Origin of the sequence: Microcystis sp. CS-574, assembly GCF_028329095.1 — a bacterium.
Lineage (GTDB): Bacteria > Cyanobacteriota > Cyanobacteriia > Cyanobacteriales > Microcystaceae > Microcystis > Microcystis ichthyoblabe_A.
In genome coordinates this window covers 20,711-34,969 of sequence record NZ_JAQMSY010000162.1, presented here as the reverse complement: position 1 = coordinate 34,969, position 14,259 = coordinate 20,711, and the positions used below count along the sequence as shown (strand labels likewise).

Here is a 14,259-nt window from a genome sequence, read left to right as displayed (position 1 = left end):
GATCAGGAAAAATGCCCGAGGCGGTCGGAGTCATTCAAACGTTGGGTTTTCCCCCCGTTTTAGCGGCGGCGGATGCCATGGTTAAAGGGGGACGAGTCACCCTAGTTTATTTTGATCTAGCGGAAAGGGGCGAATTTTTGGTGGCGATTCGCGGTCCGATTTCCGAGGTTAAACCGGCAGTAGAGGCAGGATTAGCGGCGGCGATGACCGCTTTTGGTGGTAATGTGGTCAGTCATTACATCGTACCGAATCCTCCAGAAAATGTACTGGCGGTTTTACCAGTGCAGCATACGCCTAAGTCGGACCGTTTTCGCAGTTAATTTCCCTAGCGATTAGCCCCAAACTAGACTATAGTTAAAGACTGGAAAATAGATTGGATTCTATCAATTAAACTTATCTGATTTTTGTTATTAGGAGTTAATTTATGACAGCCCAACCCGCGGTGGGATCGATCGAGACCAAAGGTTTCCCCGGTATTCTAGCGGCCGCCGATGCGATGGTAAAAGCAGGACGGATCACGATTGTTGGTTATTTAAGGGCAGGAAGCGCCCGTTTTACCCTCAATATTCGTGGGGATGTACAGGAGGTAAAAACCGCTATGGCTGCCGGCATTGAAGCCGTCAATAAAACCGAGGGGGCAGCTTTAGAAACCTGGGTAATTATTCCCCGTCCTCACGATAACGTGGTGGCTATTTTACCAATCGATTATAGCGAGGCAGTGGAACCTTTTCGTGCTGCTGCCGACGGTGCGATGGCACCAATCCGTCGTTAATCTTCAAGGTCAATTTTTTGTTACTGGTTGGAACTTGTCTAGTTCCAACTTAGTTTTTAGGGATGATTTAAGTTTTAGTCAGAAAACCGAATTTGATAATTGCTGCAACAGTTGCACCGATAACAGTGACTATCAAAGCCCATATTTGAGCCGTTGCCCTTTCTTTCAAGTCTTTGACATCTTCTTTGAGTTGGGAAACTTCGGCCTCTATTTTCGGTAATACTTCTAGTTTTGTTTCGATTCGCTCTAACCGATTGTCAAGTTTAGCGAGAATATCTTTTAAGTCAGTTTCAATGATAATAGGGTTACTCATGGGGAGATTCTTCTTTTGGGGACTAGGGGGGATCAATTTGTGTTAACAGTTCCTCTGCTAGATCAATAAACAAGTCTTTTTTGCCAATTTTAAGACTTAAGGGATCATCGGTAACTATCCAGCCATCTTTGATTAGGGCGTGTTTTACACAATCATGGAAAATATCTTTGGCAGGCATTTTTTTATGGTTCGGCGATCGCGTTATTTAGCCAGTGACCAATAGTCTCGATTAGGTTGGGACGGATAGAGGGGAATTTTTCTGACTTGAAGCAACGTGCTAGTTGATTGATTCTTAAAAAATCAGTATCTTGAGTAAAAATCACGCGACCATTGGATAAAGCAAATTGCAATTGTATTTCATCGGACATTCAATTGTTTCATTTAAAAGAGCAAGCTTTAGGAAAATTGTCTGAGCAATTTTTTGATAATTGACCACTGTTACATTTGGTAAATCGAGGAGTTGATCAAAATTTATCCACATAACCCACCTCCTGTTCTGTTTTACTATTATACCATGCTCACACAGAACCTAGAAGAGCCATGATTGGTTATCTGCTATGAATAATAAGCTGTCCGTGTATTTAAACTGCTTGTTGAGATGAGACAAGGGGCAATAGTAAAGGGATTGGGGGAGATTGTTGCTAATCTAAGGATAGGCGGTTAAAATGCGTCTTAGCTTATAATGTCCAACTGGCAAAGCATTAAACCACCATCACTGCTACCGAATCACCAGCGCCTTTGTTGAGTATTCGACCCAATTACCCTAAAAATTCTATTCACCCCTAAATTCTGACTTTTAAATGAGGCTGAGGTCGATTTTTTAAGCATTATTGACCTTCTCACCTCTAAGAGCCGAAAATAAACAGAGACGACCTAAACCCAAGATTGCTGGTGAGAAGTTTTCCTGACTGGGTGCCTCTAGATGGCAGCCAGCAAATTCTTGCTGAATTTCTGTTAGAAAATAGGGCCAAATGGTTAAGAAAAAATTACCGCTAAAAATTATTTGATCGATATCTTTAAGACTTTTTTGCTGTTTTTCTAACAAATCATTAACTTTTTGTCTTAAATTATCTAGATATGGCATAATGACCTTCTTATTTAAATCCAGGCGACTGACCGTCCAAGTATGACCAGCTAGAGAGGAGGTAAATTCGCTTTCTTCTTGCAGGATTAATTTAGTTAATCTAGCGGCTGCCAGTAAAGATTTTTTTAAGGGATTAGTATCGGTGAGATCGGAGAGCGAAAGCGGCAAAAAAGAACGCCAGAGAGGATAAATTAACTGAGAGAGTATGGCCTGTTCATAGGTGTTTTCCCCGTAGTTAAAATGGCTTAGAGCAATTGCTGGACGGGATAAAGAGCAAGTTTGCCGTGGCACTTCCAGCAGCGCTAAAGTGGTAGTCTCTCGTTTACCTTCGATCACCAGTAGGGTTTGGGGTTGGGGTTGGTCGCTAGTGGGAATATAGGCCAGAGCAGTAGCGATCGCTGTTTCCAGACTAGAGAGGCGATCGGGGGGTATTAGTTGCGCTGTGAGAAGGGCTTTTTTTAGGTCATCCGTGGGGGTTTCCCCGTCATCGGTAATAATAATAGCTTCTAATCGCTCTAGGGCTTCCCAGAGCCAAGAATCGGTGCTAAAATCCCGATTAGATAGCCAGCTAATTAGATATTCTTCCACCTGAGAGCAGGGTAAGAGATCGCTCGTTCCCGTTGCTAGACTCCAAGAAAGAGGATAAAAATCGATCAATCCTTGGCTTTCCCGAAAAAAGACGATTTTCACCCCTGGTGGTTGTACCTCCATTCCCAGAGACCAACGGACAACTTCAGGGGTTCGATCGGGGGATAATAAAGGAAAAAGAAGCGCTTTGGCCGATTCTAAATGTTGACGAGTGGCGATAATTGTCTCGGAAGTAACTTCTTGCGGGTTAACTAGAGATGAAATCACCTTGGCAAGAATCCGATCGATCTCGGTCAGTAGAGAGGAAAAATCCTGTTTATCGGTCACTAGATAAATAAAAATACCCACAACTGTCTATTGTAGAATCACTCACTTGAAACGAACAAAATTTAAATATTAAACTATGGAAGAAAAACGCTATCCTGCCGAAAAATCGGCAGAGATTCAAAAATTATTGGATACAGCCACCTTATTGGTCGGTTTACCCCCTGAAACCATCGATAAAGTTACTTCTCATGTTGTCACCCGCACTCATCCTGCTAATCGGGCGATTTTATTAGAAAATGATTGGGGGGGGTCAGTTTACTTTATTCTGGATGGTTGGGTGAAAATTCGTACTTACAATATGGATGGCAAAGAAGTCACCTTAAATATCCTCGGTAAAGGGGAAATAGTCGGAGAAATGGCCGCTTTAGAAGAATCTACCCGCTCCACCGATGCTATCACCTTAACCACGGCCACAATTAGCAGTATTCCCGCCCAAGATTTTGTTAATCTGCTCAAATCGGAGCCTTTAGCGGGAATTCGTCTTTCTCAGTTAATGGCCAAGCGTTTGCGTCAAGTTAACCAGCGTTTACGTTTGCGCGAGGCCGATAGTCTCTCCAGAGTCGCCGATACTTTACTCTTTTTAGCCGAAGGTCAAGGAGAAAAAAGCGGTCAGGGTGCGATAATTCCTAATTTACCTCACCGGGAATTGAGTGGTATTAGTGGACTGGCCCGGGAAACCGTGACCCGATCCTTGACTAAATTGGAGAAAAAAGGCCTGATTCAACGAGAGCAGGAATCTCTCTGTATTCCCGATCTGGCCGCTTTAGAAAAAGCGATCGCCTAAATTCAGTTATCAGTTATCAGTTATCAAAGACTGATTATCTATTCCTCCTATTGCCTATTGTCTGTTGCCTGTTGCCTATTGCCTTTTGCCTGTCCTGATATGTAGCCTGTACTCAACGGATTTAGTATGACTGAAAAATTAACCGGTTTTGGAGTGGTGCTGGTGACAACGGCCAGCGAAACGGAAGCGGAACACCTAGCGATCGCCTTACTTAACGAGCGCCTGGCCGCTTGTGTCAGTATTTACCCGATGCGTTCCATTTATCGTTGGCAGGGACAGATTGAAAACGAGCGCGAATGGCAATTAGTGATTAAAACCGATTTAAAGCAGTTTGAGCAGTTATCGGCGAAGATACAGGAACTTCATAGCTATGCCGTCCCAGAAATCATCGCTTTACCGATTGTGGCGGGTTCTCAGACCTATTTAGACTGGTTAGCCTCCCATACCAGTGGGGTGTCAGAATAGACCAATCGGCAACTTGAGCGAAAAAAATCTATATAATTCTTAATAAACTATCTCAGGAAGCGCAAAAAGTTTTAATCTAGATGCTGATTAAATGTTTAAACATCTGGTTTTAAGACCGATCGCCTCCACGATTGGAGAACTCAGCACATCGTCAAGGGAGATAGTTAAAATCCAATGAGTCTTAAGGCAAGCGGTGGCAGCTCCTTAGCGCGTCCCCAACTCTATCAAACCGTCCCGGTATCTGCCATTACCCAAGCAGAACAACAAGACCGCTTTCTCGATAAACCCGAACTCAACGAACTGATCGCCTACTTCCAATCGGGGAGCAAGCGTTTAGATATTGCCCAAACGCTCACCCGGAACTCCGATTTGATCGTCTCGCGGGCAGCTAACCGGATTTTTACCGGTGGTTCCCCCATGGCCTACCTAGAAAAACCCCCCGTGGAAGAATTGGCCCTGGTGGGTGCGGGTAAAATGATCAACGTCCAGGAAGGGATGAAATTAGGAACCGTTACCTACGCTGAAAGCGGCTCTGGTGGCGGTGGTGGCTTCCTCGGTGGTTTAAAAGGGATTTTCGCCTCTAGCGGCCCGATTCCCCCCGGATTCCGACCGATTAACGTCTCTCGTTACGGTCCGAGCAATATGCAGAAGTCCCTCCGGGATTTATCCTGGTTCCTGCGTTATATTACATACGCGATCGTCGCTGGTGATACCAGTATCCTGATCGTTAATACCCGCGGTTTAAGGGAAGTTCTCGAAAATGCCTGTTCTATTGATGCCACCATCGTGGCCCTACAGGAAATGCGGGCCGCTTCGATCGAGTATTTCCAAAGAGACAAGGATGCGGCCACTTTAATCAGTGACTATTTCAATATCCTACTAGGGGAATTAAAAGCCCCCACCCCCTCTAATAAACTGCGTCAGCGTCCCAGTAGTGACCAACAGGGTTTAAGTCTTCCCCAAAGCTACTACAATGGCGCCGAAAAACGGCAAAAGTTTGTCATGAAAACCGGTTTATCGGAGTCGGAAAAATCTTCGATTATTAAGGCAGCCTACAGACAAATTTTTGAACGGGACATCACCCGCGCCTATAGTCAGTCCATTTCTGACCTAGAATCGAAGGTGAAAAACGGCGACATCTCGATGAAAGAATTTGTCCGTCGTCTCGGTAAATCGCCTCTCTATCGTAAACAGTTCTTTGAACCTTTTATCAATAGTCGCGCTCTAGAATTGGCTTTCCGTCATTTCCTCGGTCGCGGTCCTTCCTCCCGGGAAGAAGTGCAGAAATACTTCTCGATCGTCTCTAGCGGCGGTTTAGGGGCGTTAATCGATGCTTTAGTGGATTCTCAGGAGTATTCCGACTATTTCGGCGAAGAAACCGTTCCCTATCTCCGGGGTTTGGGTGCAGAAGCACAGGAATGTCGTAACTGGGGGATGCAGATCGACCTGTTTAACTACAGCGCACCTTTCCGCAAAGTTCCCCAATTTATCACCACCTTTGCTAAATACGATCGCCCCTTACCGGATCAGCACGTTTACGGTTCCGGAAATGACCCCCTAGAAATCCAATTTGGGGCAATTTTCCCGAAAGAAACCCGCGAACCTAGTTCTAGTCCCGCTCCCTTCAGTAAGGATACCAAACGTATCCTCATCCACCGCGGACCGGCGACTAATAACCAAAATAGCAACCCCGGCGCCCGAGGTGAATTCCCCGGTACTTTGGGACCGAAAGTTTTCCGTCTCAATAACGAGTTACCCGGTTCTAGCAATGGGGTAAGCGTTAAATTTGGCGAAAGTTCCACCCAAAGAGTGATTTTAGCGGCTTATCGTCAGGTTTTCGGTCGAATGCCCTACGAAGGTCAGCGTTTATCCGTGGCCGAGATTAAGTTAGAAAATGGCGATATTACTCTGCGCGAGTTTATCAAAACCCTAGCTAAATCGGAGGCTTTCCGGAAAATCTACTGGACTCCTCTCTATGTGGTGAAAGCGATCGAATATATTCACCGTCGTCTGCTCGGTCGTCCTACCTACGGTCGTCAGGAAATGAATCAATACTTCGATCTTTGCTCGAAAAAAGGCTTCTATGCTTTAATCGATGCCATTATCGACAGTCCTGAATATACGGAAGCTTTTGGCGAAGATACGGTTCCCTACGAGCGCTATCTAACTCCCCAAGGGATGCAGTTACGGATGGTGCGTTTGGGCAATCTCCGCGAAGATATCGGCCAAAGAGTTGATAAAGAGGAAACCCCGCGCTTTATTGAATTGGGTACACCGTCGAGTTCGATTCGCACTGAACCGGATATTCAATCCCGTGTCGGTCAAGGTGTCACGGTTCAACGGGAACAAACTAAGATCTTTAAACTGTTAACTAATCTGGATAAAGTTGCCGTACAAAATACTGTTCGCGCTGCCTATCGTCAGATTTTTGAACGGGATCTCGAACCCTATATCATCAATGCCGAATTTACCGCTTTAGAGAGTAAATTAAGCAATGCTGAGATCACGGTGAAAGAGTTTATTGAGGGTTTAGGTTGTTCGGATCTTTACCTGAAAGAATTCTATGCTCCCTATCCGAATACGAAAGTAATTGAATTGGGAACCAAGCACTTCTTAGGTCGCGCTCCCTTGAATCAAAAAGAAATCCAGAAATATAACCAAATTCTGGCAACTAAGGGATTAAAAGCCTTTATCGGTGCCATGGTTAATAGCATGGAATACCTACAATTATTTGGTGAAGATACGGTTCCCTATCGTCGTTTCCCAACTCTACCGGCCGCTAATTTCCCCAATACGGAACGCTTATACAATAAGCTGACTAAACAGGATAGTGAACTGGTGGTTCCCAGTTTTAAACCGGTAGTTAAGGTCGGTGGCTAATTAGTCCTTGAAGTTAGTTAATTTAGCTCGTGTTCAACACGAGCTTTTTTTTAGTTTAGTATCCCAAAGCTAACCCATCGGACCGAGGTTCGCAATTTGCCGGATAATTTGACCCTTGCCAAAATGGGAGGAATCTGCGATCGCTACCTGATGGCCTCTGGCGGTTAATCTGGGCAGTAATTCGGGGGCTGCACCCCTTTCTAAAAGTACGCTGTTTCCCCGTAAAAATCGCCATCTAGGGGCATCAAGGGCGGTTTGAGGATTGAAATGATGGTTAACCATGTTTACCGCCATTTATCGGGGGACTTGGGGGGCATCGGTGCGCCCATCAAAAGTGCCATTATCCCAACGGAGAAAACTGGGGATAATCAGATGAAAAGGGCGTTTAGCGGGGGTAATGGGGTTAGGATGACCCAATTCGACGGTAAAACCACTAGCAAGATTATGTAGGGCGATTCCCCTCTGGGGGACTAAAATACCAATGGCAAAACCATCAAAATTGGATTGAAACTTTACAATACCGGAAAATCTCGATCGCTTGTGGCCAGATAGACGGTTCCCTTCTGGGGTTTTTGGTAGAATTAATGGTGCGAACAAGTGTATTAGTCTAGAATTTCTCACCTTCCCCGATGGAAGTTGGAAGCATTAAGTCTCGGTGACTTCTAAACTGTCCACAATTGTCCGAAAGCTTTCTAATCCAGCTTCGAGGTTTTCCATAATCTCCAAAGCCAGCACATCGGGGTCAGGCAGGTTGTCAAGGTCGGTTAAACTTTTATCTTTGAGCCAAAATATATCGAGGCTGGTTTTATCCCTGGCGATAATCTCATCATAGGTGAATTTTCGCCAACGTCCTTCGGGATTCTGTTCTGAATAGGTTTCGCTGCGTTGATGACGATTTTGGGGATGATAACAGGTGATGAAGTCCTGTAAATCGGCTGGTTTTAAGGGGTTTTTCTTGAGGGTAAAGTGAATATTGGTGCGAAAGTCATAAAACCAGATAGCTTTTGTCCAAGGGTCTTTAGCGGCGGGTTTATTATCAAAAAAGATGACGTTGGCTTTCACTCCCTGTTTATAAAATACGCCGGTGGGTAATCTGAGGATAGTATGCAGGTCGGTGGTTGATAATAGTTGTTTGCGGACGGTTTCCCCGGCGCCACCCTCGAAAAGGACGTTATCGGGGACAACCACGGCAGCTTGTCCTGTGCTTTTGAGCATGGAACGAATATGCTGGACGAAGTTGAGTTGTTTATTAGAAGTGGTTGCCCAAAAATCCTGACGATTATAGGTTAAGTCTTCTCGGTCCTGTTCCCCGTCTTCATTAGTGAAAGTCAGGCTGCTTTTTTTGCCGAAAGGGGGATTAGCAAGGACATAATCGACGCTAAGGGGAGAAGGAGCAATCAGAGCATCGGTGGAGGCGATAAAGCATTGCTCATCGTTAATATCGCCGATATTATGCAGAAACATATTCATCAATGCCAGGCGTCTTGTATTGGCGACGATTTCATTACCGTGAAAGGTGCTTTTTTTGAGAAATTCTTTCTGTTCTCGGTCTAAGGGATGATTTTTGACCAAAAAGTTATAGGCTGCCAGAAAAAAGCCGCCGGTTCCACAGGCAGGGTCAGCAATAGTTGCCATGGGTTGGGGACGCAAGCATTCTACCATGGCCCAAATCAAGGGCCGGGGGGTGAAGTATTGGCCGGCGCCGCTTTTGGTGTCTTCGGCGTTTTTTTCTAGAAGTCCTTCGTATATGTCGCCTTTGACATCCGTTTCCATCATCACCCAGTTTTCTTCATCTATCATGGTGATGATTTTGAGCAGTTTGGCAGGGTCTTGGATTTTGTTTTGAGCTTTGGTGAAGATTTGCCCTAATAAGCCTTTTTTTTGCCCTAATTCGCGTAATATGCCGAGGTAATGAGCTTCGAGGTCGGCCCCTCGTTTGCTCCGCAGACTTTGCCAGTCGTATTCAAAGGGGATGCCGATTTTGCGATTATAGGGCGGTTTGGCGTATTCATCAGCCATTTTCAGGAATAGGAGGTAGGTGAGTTGTTCAAGGTAGTCCCCATAACTGACCCCATCATCCCGCAGGGTGTTACAAAAACTCCAAACTTTTGACACAATTGAGGCGGTATTCATGACATTGGTTTGTTTATTAGGGTTTTATTGGCGTTTTTTGGCTTTTTCATAAGCAGGGTCATGTTCAGCAAAGCTTAGAATAACCACTCGTTTAGGAGAAGGTTTGTCATGGATGCGATAAACAAGACGGTAGGGGGTTCCATTCCAATCGATTTCTAAGGCACGACATCCTTTGAGTTTTCCTGTTAAGTTATGACTAGGAAATCCTAACGTTTGATAGGGGTCTAAGGCGAGTATTTTTTGATAGTTTTGCCATTTTTGTTGCAGTTTTGGCGGTAATTGCGAGATGTCATTTTGTAATTCTTTGACGCTTTGAACAATATAAGGATTTTTAGCTTTGCTCATTGGCAACCCACTGTTTTAGCTCATCTTCGTCAATTTCTTGGTCTGCTTGGATAAGAGTAATTAATTGACTGGGATTATCTAATTGGGGCAGTCTTTCTATAGCTAAAGCTTCGGCTGACAGGGTTTGAGGATTGTCTTCGAGGATGACAATAACTTCGACTTTTGCCCCTTGGGGAAGTTGGGGGGTGTCGATTTTTATTGTTCCATCGGATTGAACGAAGGTGGTTTGACGAATTGCTTGTGCCATTTCTGTACTATATTTTGTGTGGTTGTTTGATTGACTATAATTAGATTTTGCTACAAGTATCAGATTTTTTGAATCGAGCATCCTATTAGTTATCTCAATCATAGTCATCATTTAATGATTCCTAATCATGGTTTTGGTTTTGGTTTCATGACTCGTTTAAATTCTAAGCTTCTTGAGCCAAAGTTAATTAGTAAACCGATGGGAAGTCTATAAATTTCTATATAATTAATGGCTTGTGCGAGGTGAACATCTTCAAGTTTAATGACGGCTTTGATTTCTAACATTATCCTTCCTTCTACAAAAAAATCAACTCGTCTTGTGCCGATATGTGTTCCTTTATAAATGATATTCATTTCGTGTTCTTGACTAAAGGAAATTCCTTGATATGTCATTTCTATGGCTAAGGCGCGCTGATAGATTTTTTCCTGAAAGCCGTTTCCTAGTATGCGGTGTACTTCCATGGCACAACCGATTATTTTACCTGTTAATTCGCTGTCTGGATATTGAGAAGAAACGTAACTCATGCTATTGACTTGATACGATTTTTTGATTGGCTATGATTAGATTTTACTACAAGTATCAGATTTTTGACCACTTTATCACCCCATCAATCCGTACTATGATTTATGTGATTTTCTGATTGGCTATGATTAGATTTTACTACAAGTATCAGATTTTTTGACCACTTTATCACCCCATCAATCCCTCAATCATAGTCCTCATTTAATCATTCCTAATCATAGTACGAGTTTACCCTCAAAGGCCCGTTTTAAGATGCTTTGGCGCAATGCTTCCGCTTTGTCTAAGTTCTCGGTGAGGGTGGCTTCTAATTGGTCACATACTGATAATCTTGATTCGATTTCTTGCACAATTTGCGTTTGTTCTTGGAGGGAAGGAAATGGAAATATGATACTTTGTAAAATGGTTTGATTTAAAAAATCTCTGGTAGAACCTTTACATAACTCTTTTACTTGCTCTCGTACACTTCCACCTCCTAAAAATAAAAATACAAAAAACTTAGGACTTATTATGGTTTTATTCAAGGAAATTCTAATAAGATTAGTTGAAATTAAAGAATAGCCAAAATAATCAGGGACTAAACAAATTTCTCCCACTGTTCCAGAACGGGAAATGATAATATCACCTCCTGAAACTTCAAAAGATGACAGTTCTCTTGCTTTCTTTTCTGTGATAAAAATTTTGTTTTTTGGTAGAAATACTCCATTACCAATATTTTCAATTCCCAAAACGGGAATACCTGATATTTGATGTTCTGATTTTTTTAATAAAGTTCCAAAAGGTCCCGTTGTCATTCCTTTTTTATCAAGAGATAGAAGATAATCAACTTTCACCCACATCCAACCATTAGGTAAACTGGGTAAATTGCTTAATTCTTCTTTGGTGAGGGGAGGTAAATCTTTTGGTTGTTGGGGTTTGGTGGGTTTTTTGGTTTCCTTGCCGTTATTTTCCCATTCTTTAAGCGCTTGTTTCCAGTCTTCTAATTGTTGCTGATAATGGCGTTTTCTTTCAGCTTTAATCTGTTCTAATAGGGTATCGGCATCCTCTAGACTGTCTTGATGTGTGTTGCGCCATTTTTCAGTTAATTTGCCCTCAAATGCCCATTTTAACACCGCTTGACGGTAGGTTTTTAGTTGTTCTAGCGCTTTTTTCAGGGATGCAACCCCGTTATCTAATTCCGAGAATAATTCTTCAATTTTCTCGACAATTCGATGTTGTTCAGGTAGGGGAGGGAGGGGAATTTCAAGTTTTCTGGCTTCTCCAGAAGTTAAATGCACTCCTTTCACCTTAGATTGTATAGCTGTATAACCATCTCTTGACAAAAAATAGAAAAAGACAAATTGAGGATTTAAAATATCTGGTTGACTTCTAATGTTGAGTAATTCACCAACAAAAAACACTCTTTCATACTCTTGAGGAATCTTTTTGACAAATGCAATTTTTTTTCCTATGTGTTCTGAAGAATGAGCAGAGGAAGTTATTAAAACATCATACGGAATAAGTTCTTTGAGTTCTGCTATGGAATTTTCTGTGACAAAACCAGCTTTTGAGTTAAACCAATCTATTCCAGAATAATCGACATCTCTAAACTTGATAATCTTGAATTTACCCTCATTTATATATTGAGATTTTTTAGGGGTTTTTCCTAAATCTACATTCGCAACGTTGCTGATAACAATCCACTTCCACCCCAGGGGTAAATCTGAATAATTTGAGTTTGAGTCAGTCATAATTAATAAAAATCACTCCTCTTGAGGATTAATAATAGTTGTCATTTTTGCAATTAAATCAGGGATATTGTCTTGGGATGTTTGCCAAAGCGTGATTAATCTAACCTCTGAATAGTCATGAATAATTTTATCTCGCATTCCTGCCATTTTCCGCCATTCTATTTGTGGATAGAGACAGGGAAACTCATCAGGAATATTTTTACTCGCTTCCCCAATAATTGCCAAAGCCATCATCACTGATAAAACTCTCTCCTCATTTTGTTCAAATTCCTCAAAAGATAAATTTATGGTTTGTTCTTGGATTATTTTAGCATATTTTAAAATATCCTCTAGATAATTTTTGACAATCCTTTTCATAGATAAACTGTCTCATTGAGAATCTGTTCACGAAGGGCAGCTTTTAAGGATTTTTTATCAATTAAATCCACAGGAAGACCAAGTTTATCACTAATTAAATACTCAACTTCTACTAAATCAAATAAGGTGGGGACTTGGGAAAATTCTACTAAAATATCCACATCACTATCTTTAGTTTGTTCTCCCCTGACATAGGAACCAAAAAGTCCTAATTCAAGGATTTTAAACCTCTCTATTAAAAAGGGCTTATAAAGGATTAAAATTGCTTTGATTTCCTCTAAAGTTTTCGGTTTAACTTCTTCTGACTTCAGTTCAGAGGAAAGCTGTTCAACGAGACGTTTTTTATCCATCGGCGATAATTGCTTGGCTAATTCCATCACATCTTGTAAGGTCATATTTACTCCTTAATTTGTTCTTTTATCCATTGTCTCACTTGCTTTAAGGTGGCTGTTTCTCCGATGATAAACCTTTGTTCTAGCCATGAAGGAATTAGGGTTATATCTAAGAGGGGAAAGGCTAAACTTTCGGTTATTTCTTCATAACCGTTTGTTTCCTGATTCAATCCATAAAACCGGAGGTTATTCCCATCATATCGCCAGATTTCCGGCACGGCTAAGGCGGCATAAATGGGGAATTTATCGAGGGAACCACTGGTAATATCAATTTCTATCGCTAAATCTGGGGGTTTATCTCCTTGGTTAAGGTCGATTGATAACTTATTTCTGACTTCCGGTTCATTTTTGAGGTAAAAACAAGCATCCGGCTCAATTCCTTTTTGAATATCATCTCTTTTCAGGGTTAGAGAACCGACACTTTTAATGTTTAAATCCCATTCTTCTGCCATGATAAAGACAAGACGGGAAATAAACCAGTTATTGTTCTCATGTTCCATTAAAGGACTCATAATCTGCAAATATCCCTGATTATAGGTCAGACGCTTACTCGAATTTTGGCTTAATTCCTCGCAGATTCGCCCAAAGGTTTGCCAACTAATGGGGTGTAGTATCAGATAATTTTCTGCGGGTGATTTTGTGAGTGTTTTCATAGTAATTTCTTAAATTCAGCAATGGTTAAGTCATAAATACTCGACAATACCGTGCATTTCTTCAGGAGACATCACCTCATAAATTAATATCAAATTACGGATAATCTCTCCAATTGAACCACTGCCCTTCTTACAAAAAGCGATGCCATAATGGGTATTGTCTTGACTTGCAATCTTGAGAAAATCCGTGTCATGGGTAACAATCACCCGTTTTTCCTGCTTCACAAATGCTAATTGTACCGCATCGGATGTGCCTGCCATATTCATCTCAAAAGTTGTCGTTACCTCAATTCCCTGACTACGAAGGGCTAAGGCAACATCAGGGTCAACATTTTCATCTAAATGATAGCGAATCCGTTTATTCACCCCCCAAAGCCCTCAATTTTTCTTGTAACTGAGAAGGATGATTTTTTTGAAATTCATCGGCAAACGCTTCATCTTCAGCCATTTGCTGGTCAATTTCCCCTTGATGCTCGTAATAATAAGACATAGCTCCATAAACCGAAGCCAGAGAAAGATGATATTTCCCTGCTATTAATTCCAAAGATTGCGCCATTTTCAGATACATAATGGCAATTTCAGCCACCGTTATGCGACTGCCGACAATATGCGGTCTGCCATTACGAATATCAGGGTTTATGGCAATATGTTGGGTTAAAGTTACAGTCAT

Annotated in this window: 20 protein-coding genes and 2 pseudogenes; 5 read left to right on the top strand and 17 right to left on the bottom strand. The window is 42.2% G+C overall.

Going from position 1 to position 14,259, the window contains the following annotated elements:
- The first annotated feature begins 11 nt into the window (after positions 1–11).
- Together PN470_RS12960 and PN470_RS12955 are read left to right on the top strand one after the other, a co-directional pair.
- Entirely contained in the window at positions 12–320 is a 309-nt protein-coding gene (locus tag PN470_RS12960; protein ID WP_002732196.1) for a carbon dioxide-concentrating mechanism protein CcmK, read from the top strand.
- Between the two features lie 104 nt (positions 321–424).
- The gene (locus PN470_RS12955) at positions 425–772 is read left to right on the top strand and encodes a carbon dioxide-concentrating mechanism protein CcmK (protein WP_002733188.1); all 348 of its coding nucleotides are present in this window, start codon (positions 425–427) and stop codon (positions 770–772) included.
- 67 nt (positions 773–839) lie between these two features.
- Here the strand turns inward: PN470_RS12955 and PN470_RS12950 are convergent, their stop codons facing one another.
- The 5 genes and pseudogenes from PN470_RS12950 to PN470_RS12930 all read right to left on the bottom strand — a co-directional run bounded on the left by PN470_RS12950 (position 840) and on the right by PN470_RS12930 (position 3,105).
- Positions 840–1,085 carry a hypothetical protein gene (locus PN470_RS12950; protein WP_002775412.1) on the bottom strand — a complete coding sequence of 82 codons (246 nt, stop codon included), beginning with the start codon at positions 1,083–1,085 and terminating at the stop codon, positions 840–842.
- A gap of 43 nt (positions 1,086–1,128) precedes the next feature.
- Positions 1,129–1,263: pseudogene (locus PN470_RS12945) on the bottom strand (element excision factor XisH family protein); the annotation flags it as partial.
- A gap of 4 nt (positions 1,264–1,267) precedes the next feature.
- Positions 1,268–1,453 carry a hypothetical protein gene (locus PN470_RS12940; protein ID WP_002734259.1) on the bottom strand — a complete coding sequence of 62 codons (186 nt, stop codon included), beginning with the start codon at positions 1,451–1,453 and terminating at the stop codon, positions 1,268–1,270.
- Positions 1,429–1,566 (bottom strand): annotated as a pseudogene (locus tag PN470_RS12935) (ISL3 family transposase); the annotation flags it as partial. The pseudogene PN470_RS12935 and the gene PN470_RS12940, both read right to left, overlap by 25 nt.
- A gap of 339 nt (positions 1,567–1,905) precedes the next feature.
- Positions 1,906–3,105 carry a hypothetical protein gene (locus tag PN470_RS12930; protein WP_016516393.1) on the bottom strand — a complete coding sequence of 400 codons (1,200 nt, stop codon included), beginning with the start codon at positions 3,103–3,105 and terminating at the stop codon, positions 1,906–1,908.
- A gap of 55 nt (positions 3,106–3,160) precedes the next feature.
- Here PN470_RS12930 and PN470_RS12925 point away from each other — a divergent pair, with 55 nt between their 5' ends.
- From PN470_RS12925 to PN470_RS12915, 3 genes are all read left to right on the top strand, one after another.
- Positions 3,161–3,868 (top strand): Crp/Fnr family transcriptional regulator, encoded by a 708-nt coding sequence (locus PN470_RS12925; protein WP_004157994.1) that lies wholly within the window; start codon positions 3,161–3,163, stop codon positions 3,866–3,868.
- 126 nt (positions 3,869–3,994) lie between these two features.
- Entirely contained in the window at positions 3,995–4,333 is a 339-nt protein-coding gene (gene cutA, locus PN470_RS12920; RefSeq protein ID WP_271936257.1) for a divalent-cation tolerance protein CutA, read from the top strand.
- A 174-nt stretch (positions 4,334–4,507) separates the two neighbouring features.
- Positions 4,508–7,213: a phycobilisome rod-core linker polypeptide gene (locus PN470_RS12915; protein WP_272104644.1), complete on the top strand. Its 2,706-nt coding sequence runs from the start codon at positions 4,508–4,510 to the stop codon at positions 7,211–7,213.
- A gap of 69 nt (positions 7,214–7,282) precedes the next feature.
- Here the strand turns inward: PN470_RS12915 and PN470_RS22185 are convergent, their stop codons facing one another.
- The 12 genes from PN470_RS22185 to PN470_RS12860 form a co-directional block, all read right to left on the bottom strand.
- Positions 7,283–7,495 carry a gamma-glutamyltransferase gene (locus PN470_RS22185; protein WP_334310440.1) on the bottom strand — a complete coding sequence of 71 codons (213 nt, stop codon included), beginning with the start codon at positions 7,493–7,495 and terminating at the stop codon, positions 7,283–7,285.
- 12 nt (positions 7,496–7,507) lie between these two features.
- The gene (locus PN470_RS22180) at positions 7,508–7,810 is read right to left on the bottom strand and encodes a gamma-glutamyltransferase (protein ID WP_334310439.1); all 303 of its coding nucleotides are present in this window, start codon (positions 7,808–7,810) and stop codon (positions 7,508–7,510) included.
- A 48-nt stretch (positions 7,811–7,858) separates the two neighbouring features.
- Complete coding sequence (locus tag PN470_RS12905) at positions 7,859–9,346, bottom strand: class I SAM-dependent DNA methyltransferase (protein ID WP_103111580.1); 1,488 nt, start codon at positions 9,344–9,346, stop codon at positions 7,859–7,861.
- Between the two features lie 24 nt (positions 9,347–9,370).
- A complete protein-coding gene (locus PN470_RS12900; RefSeq protein WP_002733533.1) occupies positions 9,371–9,691 on the bottom strand; it encodes a type II toxin-antitoxin system RelE family toxin in 321 nt (106 codons plus the stop codon).
- Positions 9,678–10,019, bottom strand: coding sequence for a hypothetical protein (locus PN470_RS12895; RefSeq protein ID WP_272104643.1), 342 nt, complete (start codon positions 10,017–10,019; stop codon positions 9,678–9,680). Before PN470_RS12895 ends, PN470_RS12900 begins: the two co-directional genes overlap by 14 nt.
- Before the next feature lie 44 nt (positions 10,020–10,063).
- Positions 10,064–10,462, bottom strand: coding sequence for a GxxExxY protein (locus tag PN470_RS12890; protein ID WP_002734461.1), 399 nt, complete (start codon positions 10,460–10,462; stop codon positions 10,064–10,066).
- Between the two features lie 213 nt (positions 10,463–10,675).
- Positions 10,676–12,187: a restriction endonuclease subunit S gene (locus PN470_RS12885; protein WP_272104642.1), complete on the bottom strand. Its 1,512-nt coding sequence runs from the start codon at positions 12,185–12,187 to the stop codon at positions 10,676–10,678.
- Positions 12,188–12,199: 12 nt separating this feature from the next.
- On the bottom strand, positions 12,200–12,544 hold the full coding sequence (locus PN470_RS12880) for a HepT-like ribonuclease domain-containing protein (protein ID WP_002732274.1): 345 nt from the start codon (positions 12,542–12,544) through the stop codon (positions 12,200–12,202).
- Positions 12,541–12,939 carry a nucleotidyltransferase family protein gene (locus PN470_RS12875; protein ID WP_272104641.1) on the bottom strand — a complete coding sequence of 133 codons (399 nt, stop codon included), beginning with the start codon at positions 12,937–12,939 and terminating at the stop codon, positions 12,541–12,543. The genes PN470_RS12880 and PN470_RS12875 overlap by 4 nt, the downstream gene beginning before the upstream one ends.
- 2 nt (positions 12,940–12,941) lie before the next feature.
- Positions 12,942–13,589 carry a Uma2 family endonuclease gene (locus PN470_RS12870; protein ID WP_272104640.1) on the bottom strand — a complete coding sequence of 216 codons (648 nt, stop codon included), beginning with the start codon at positions 13,587–13,589 and terminating at the stop codon, positions 12,942–12,944.
- A gap of 30 nt (positions 13,590–13,619) precedes the next feature.
- Positions 13,620–13,955 (bottom strand): DUF5615 family PIN-like protein, encoded by a 336-nt coding sequence (locus PN470_RS12865; RefSeq protein WP_272104639.1) that lies wholly within the window; start codon positions 13,953–13,955, stop codon positions 13,620–13,622.
- On the bottom strand, positions 13,948–14,259 hold the full coding sequence (locus PN470_RS12860; protein WP_272104638.1) for a DUF433 domain-containing protein: 312 nt from the start codon (positions 14,257–14,259) through the stop codon (positions 13,948–13,950). The genes PN470_RS12865 and PN470_RS12860 overlap by 8 nt, the downstream gene beginning before the upstream one ends.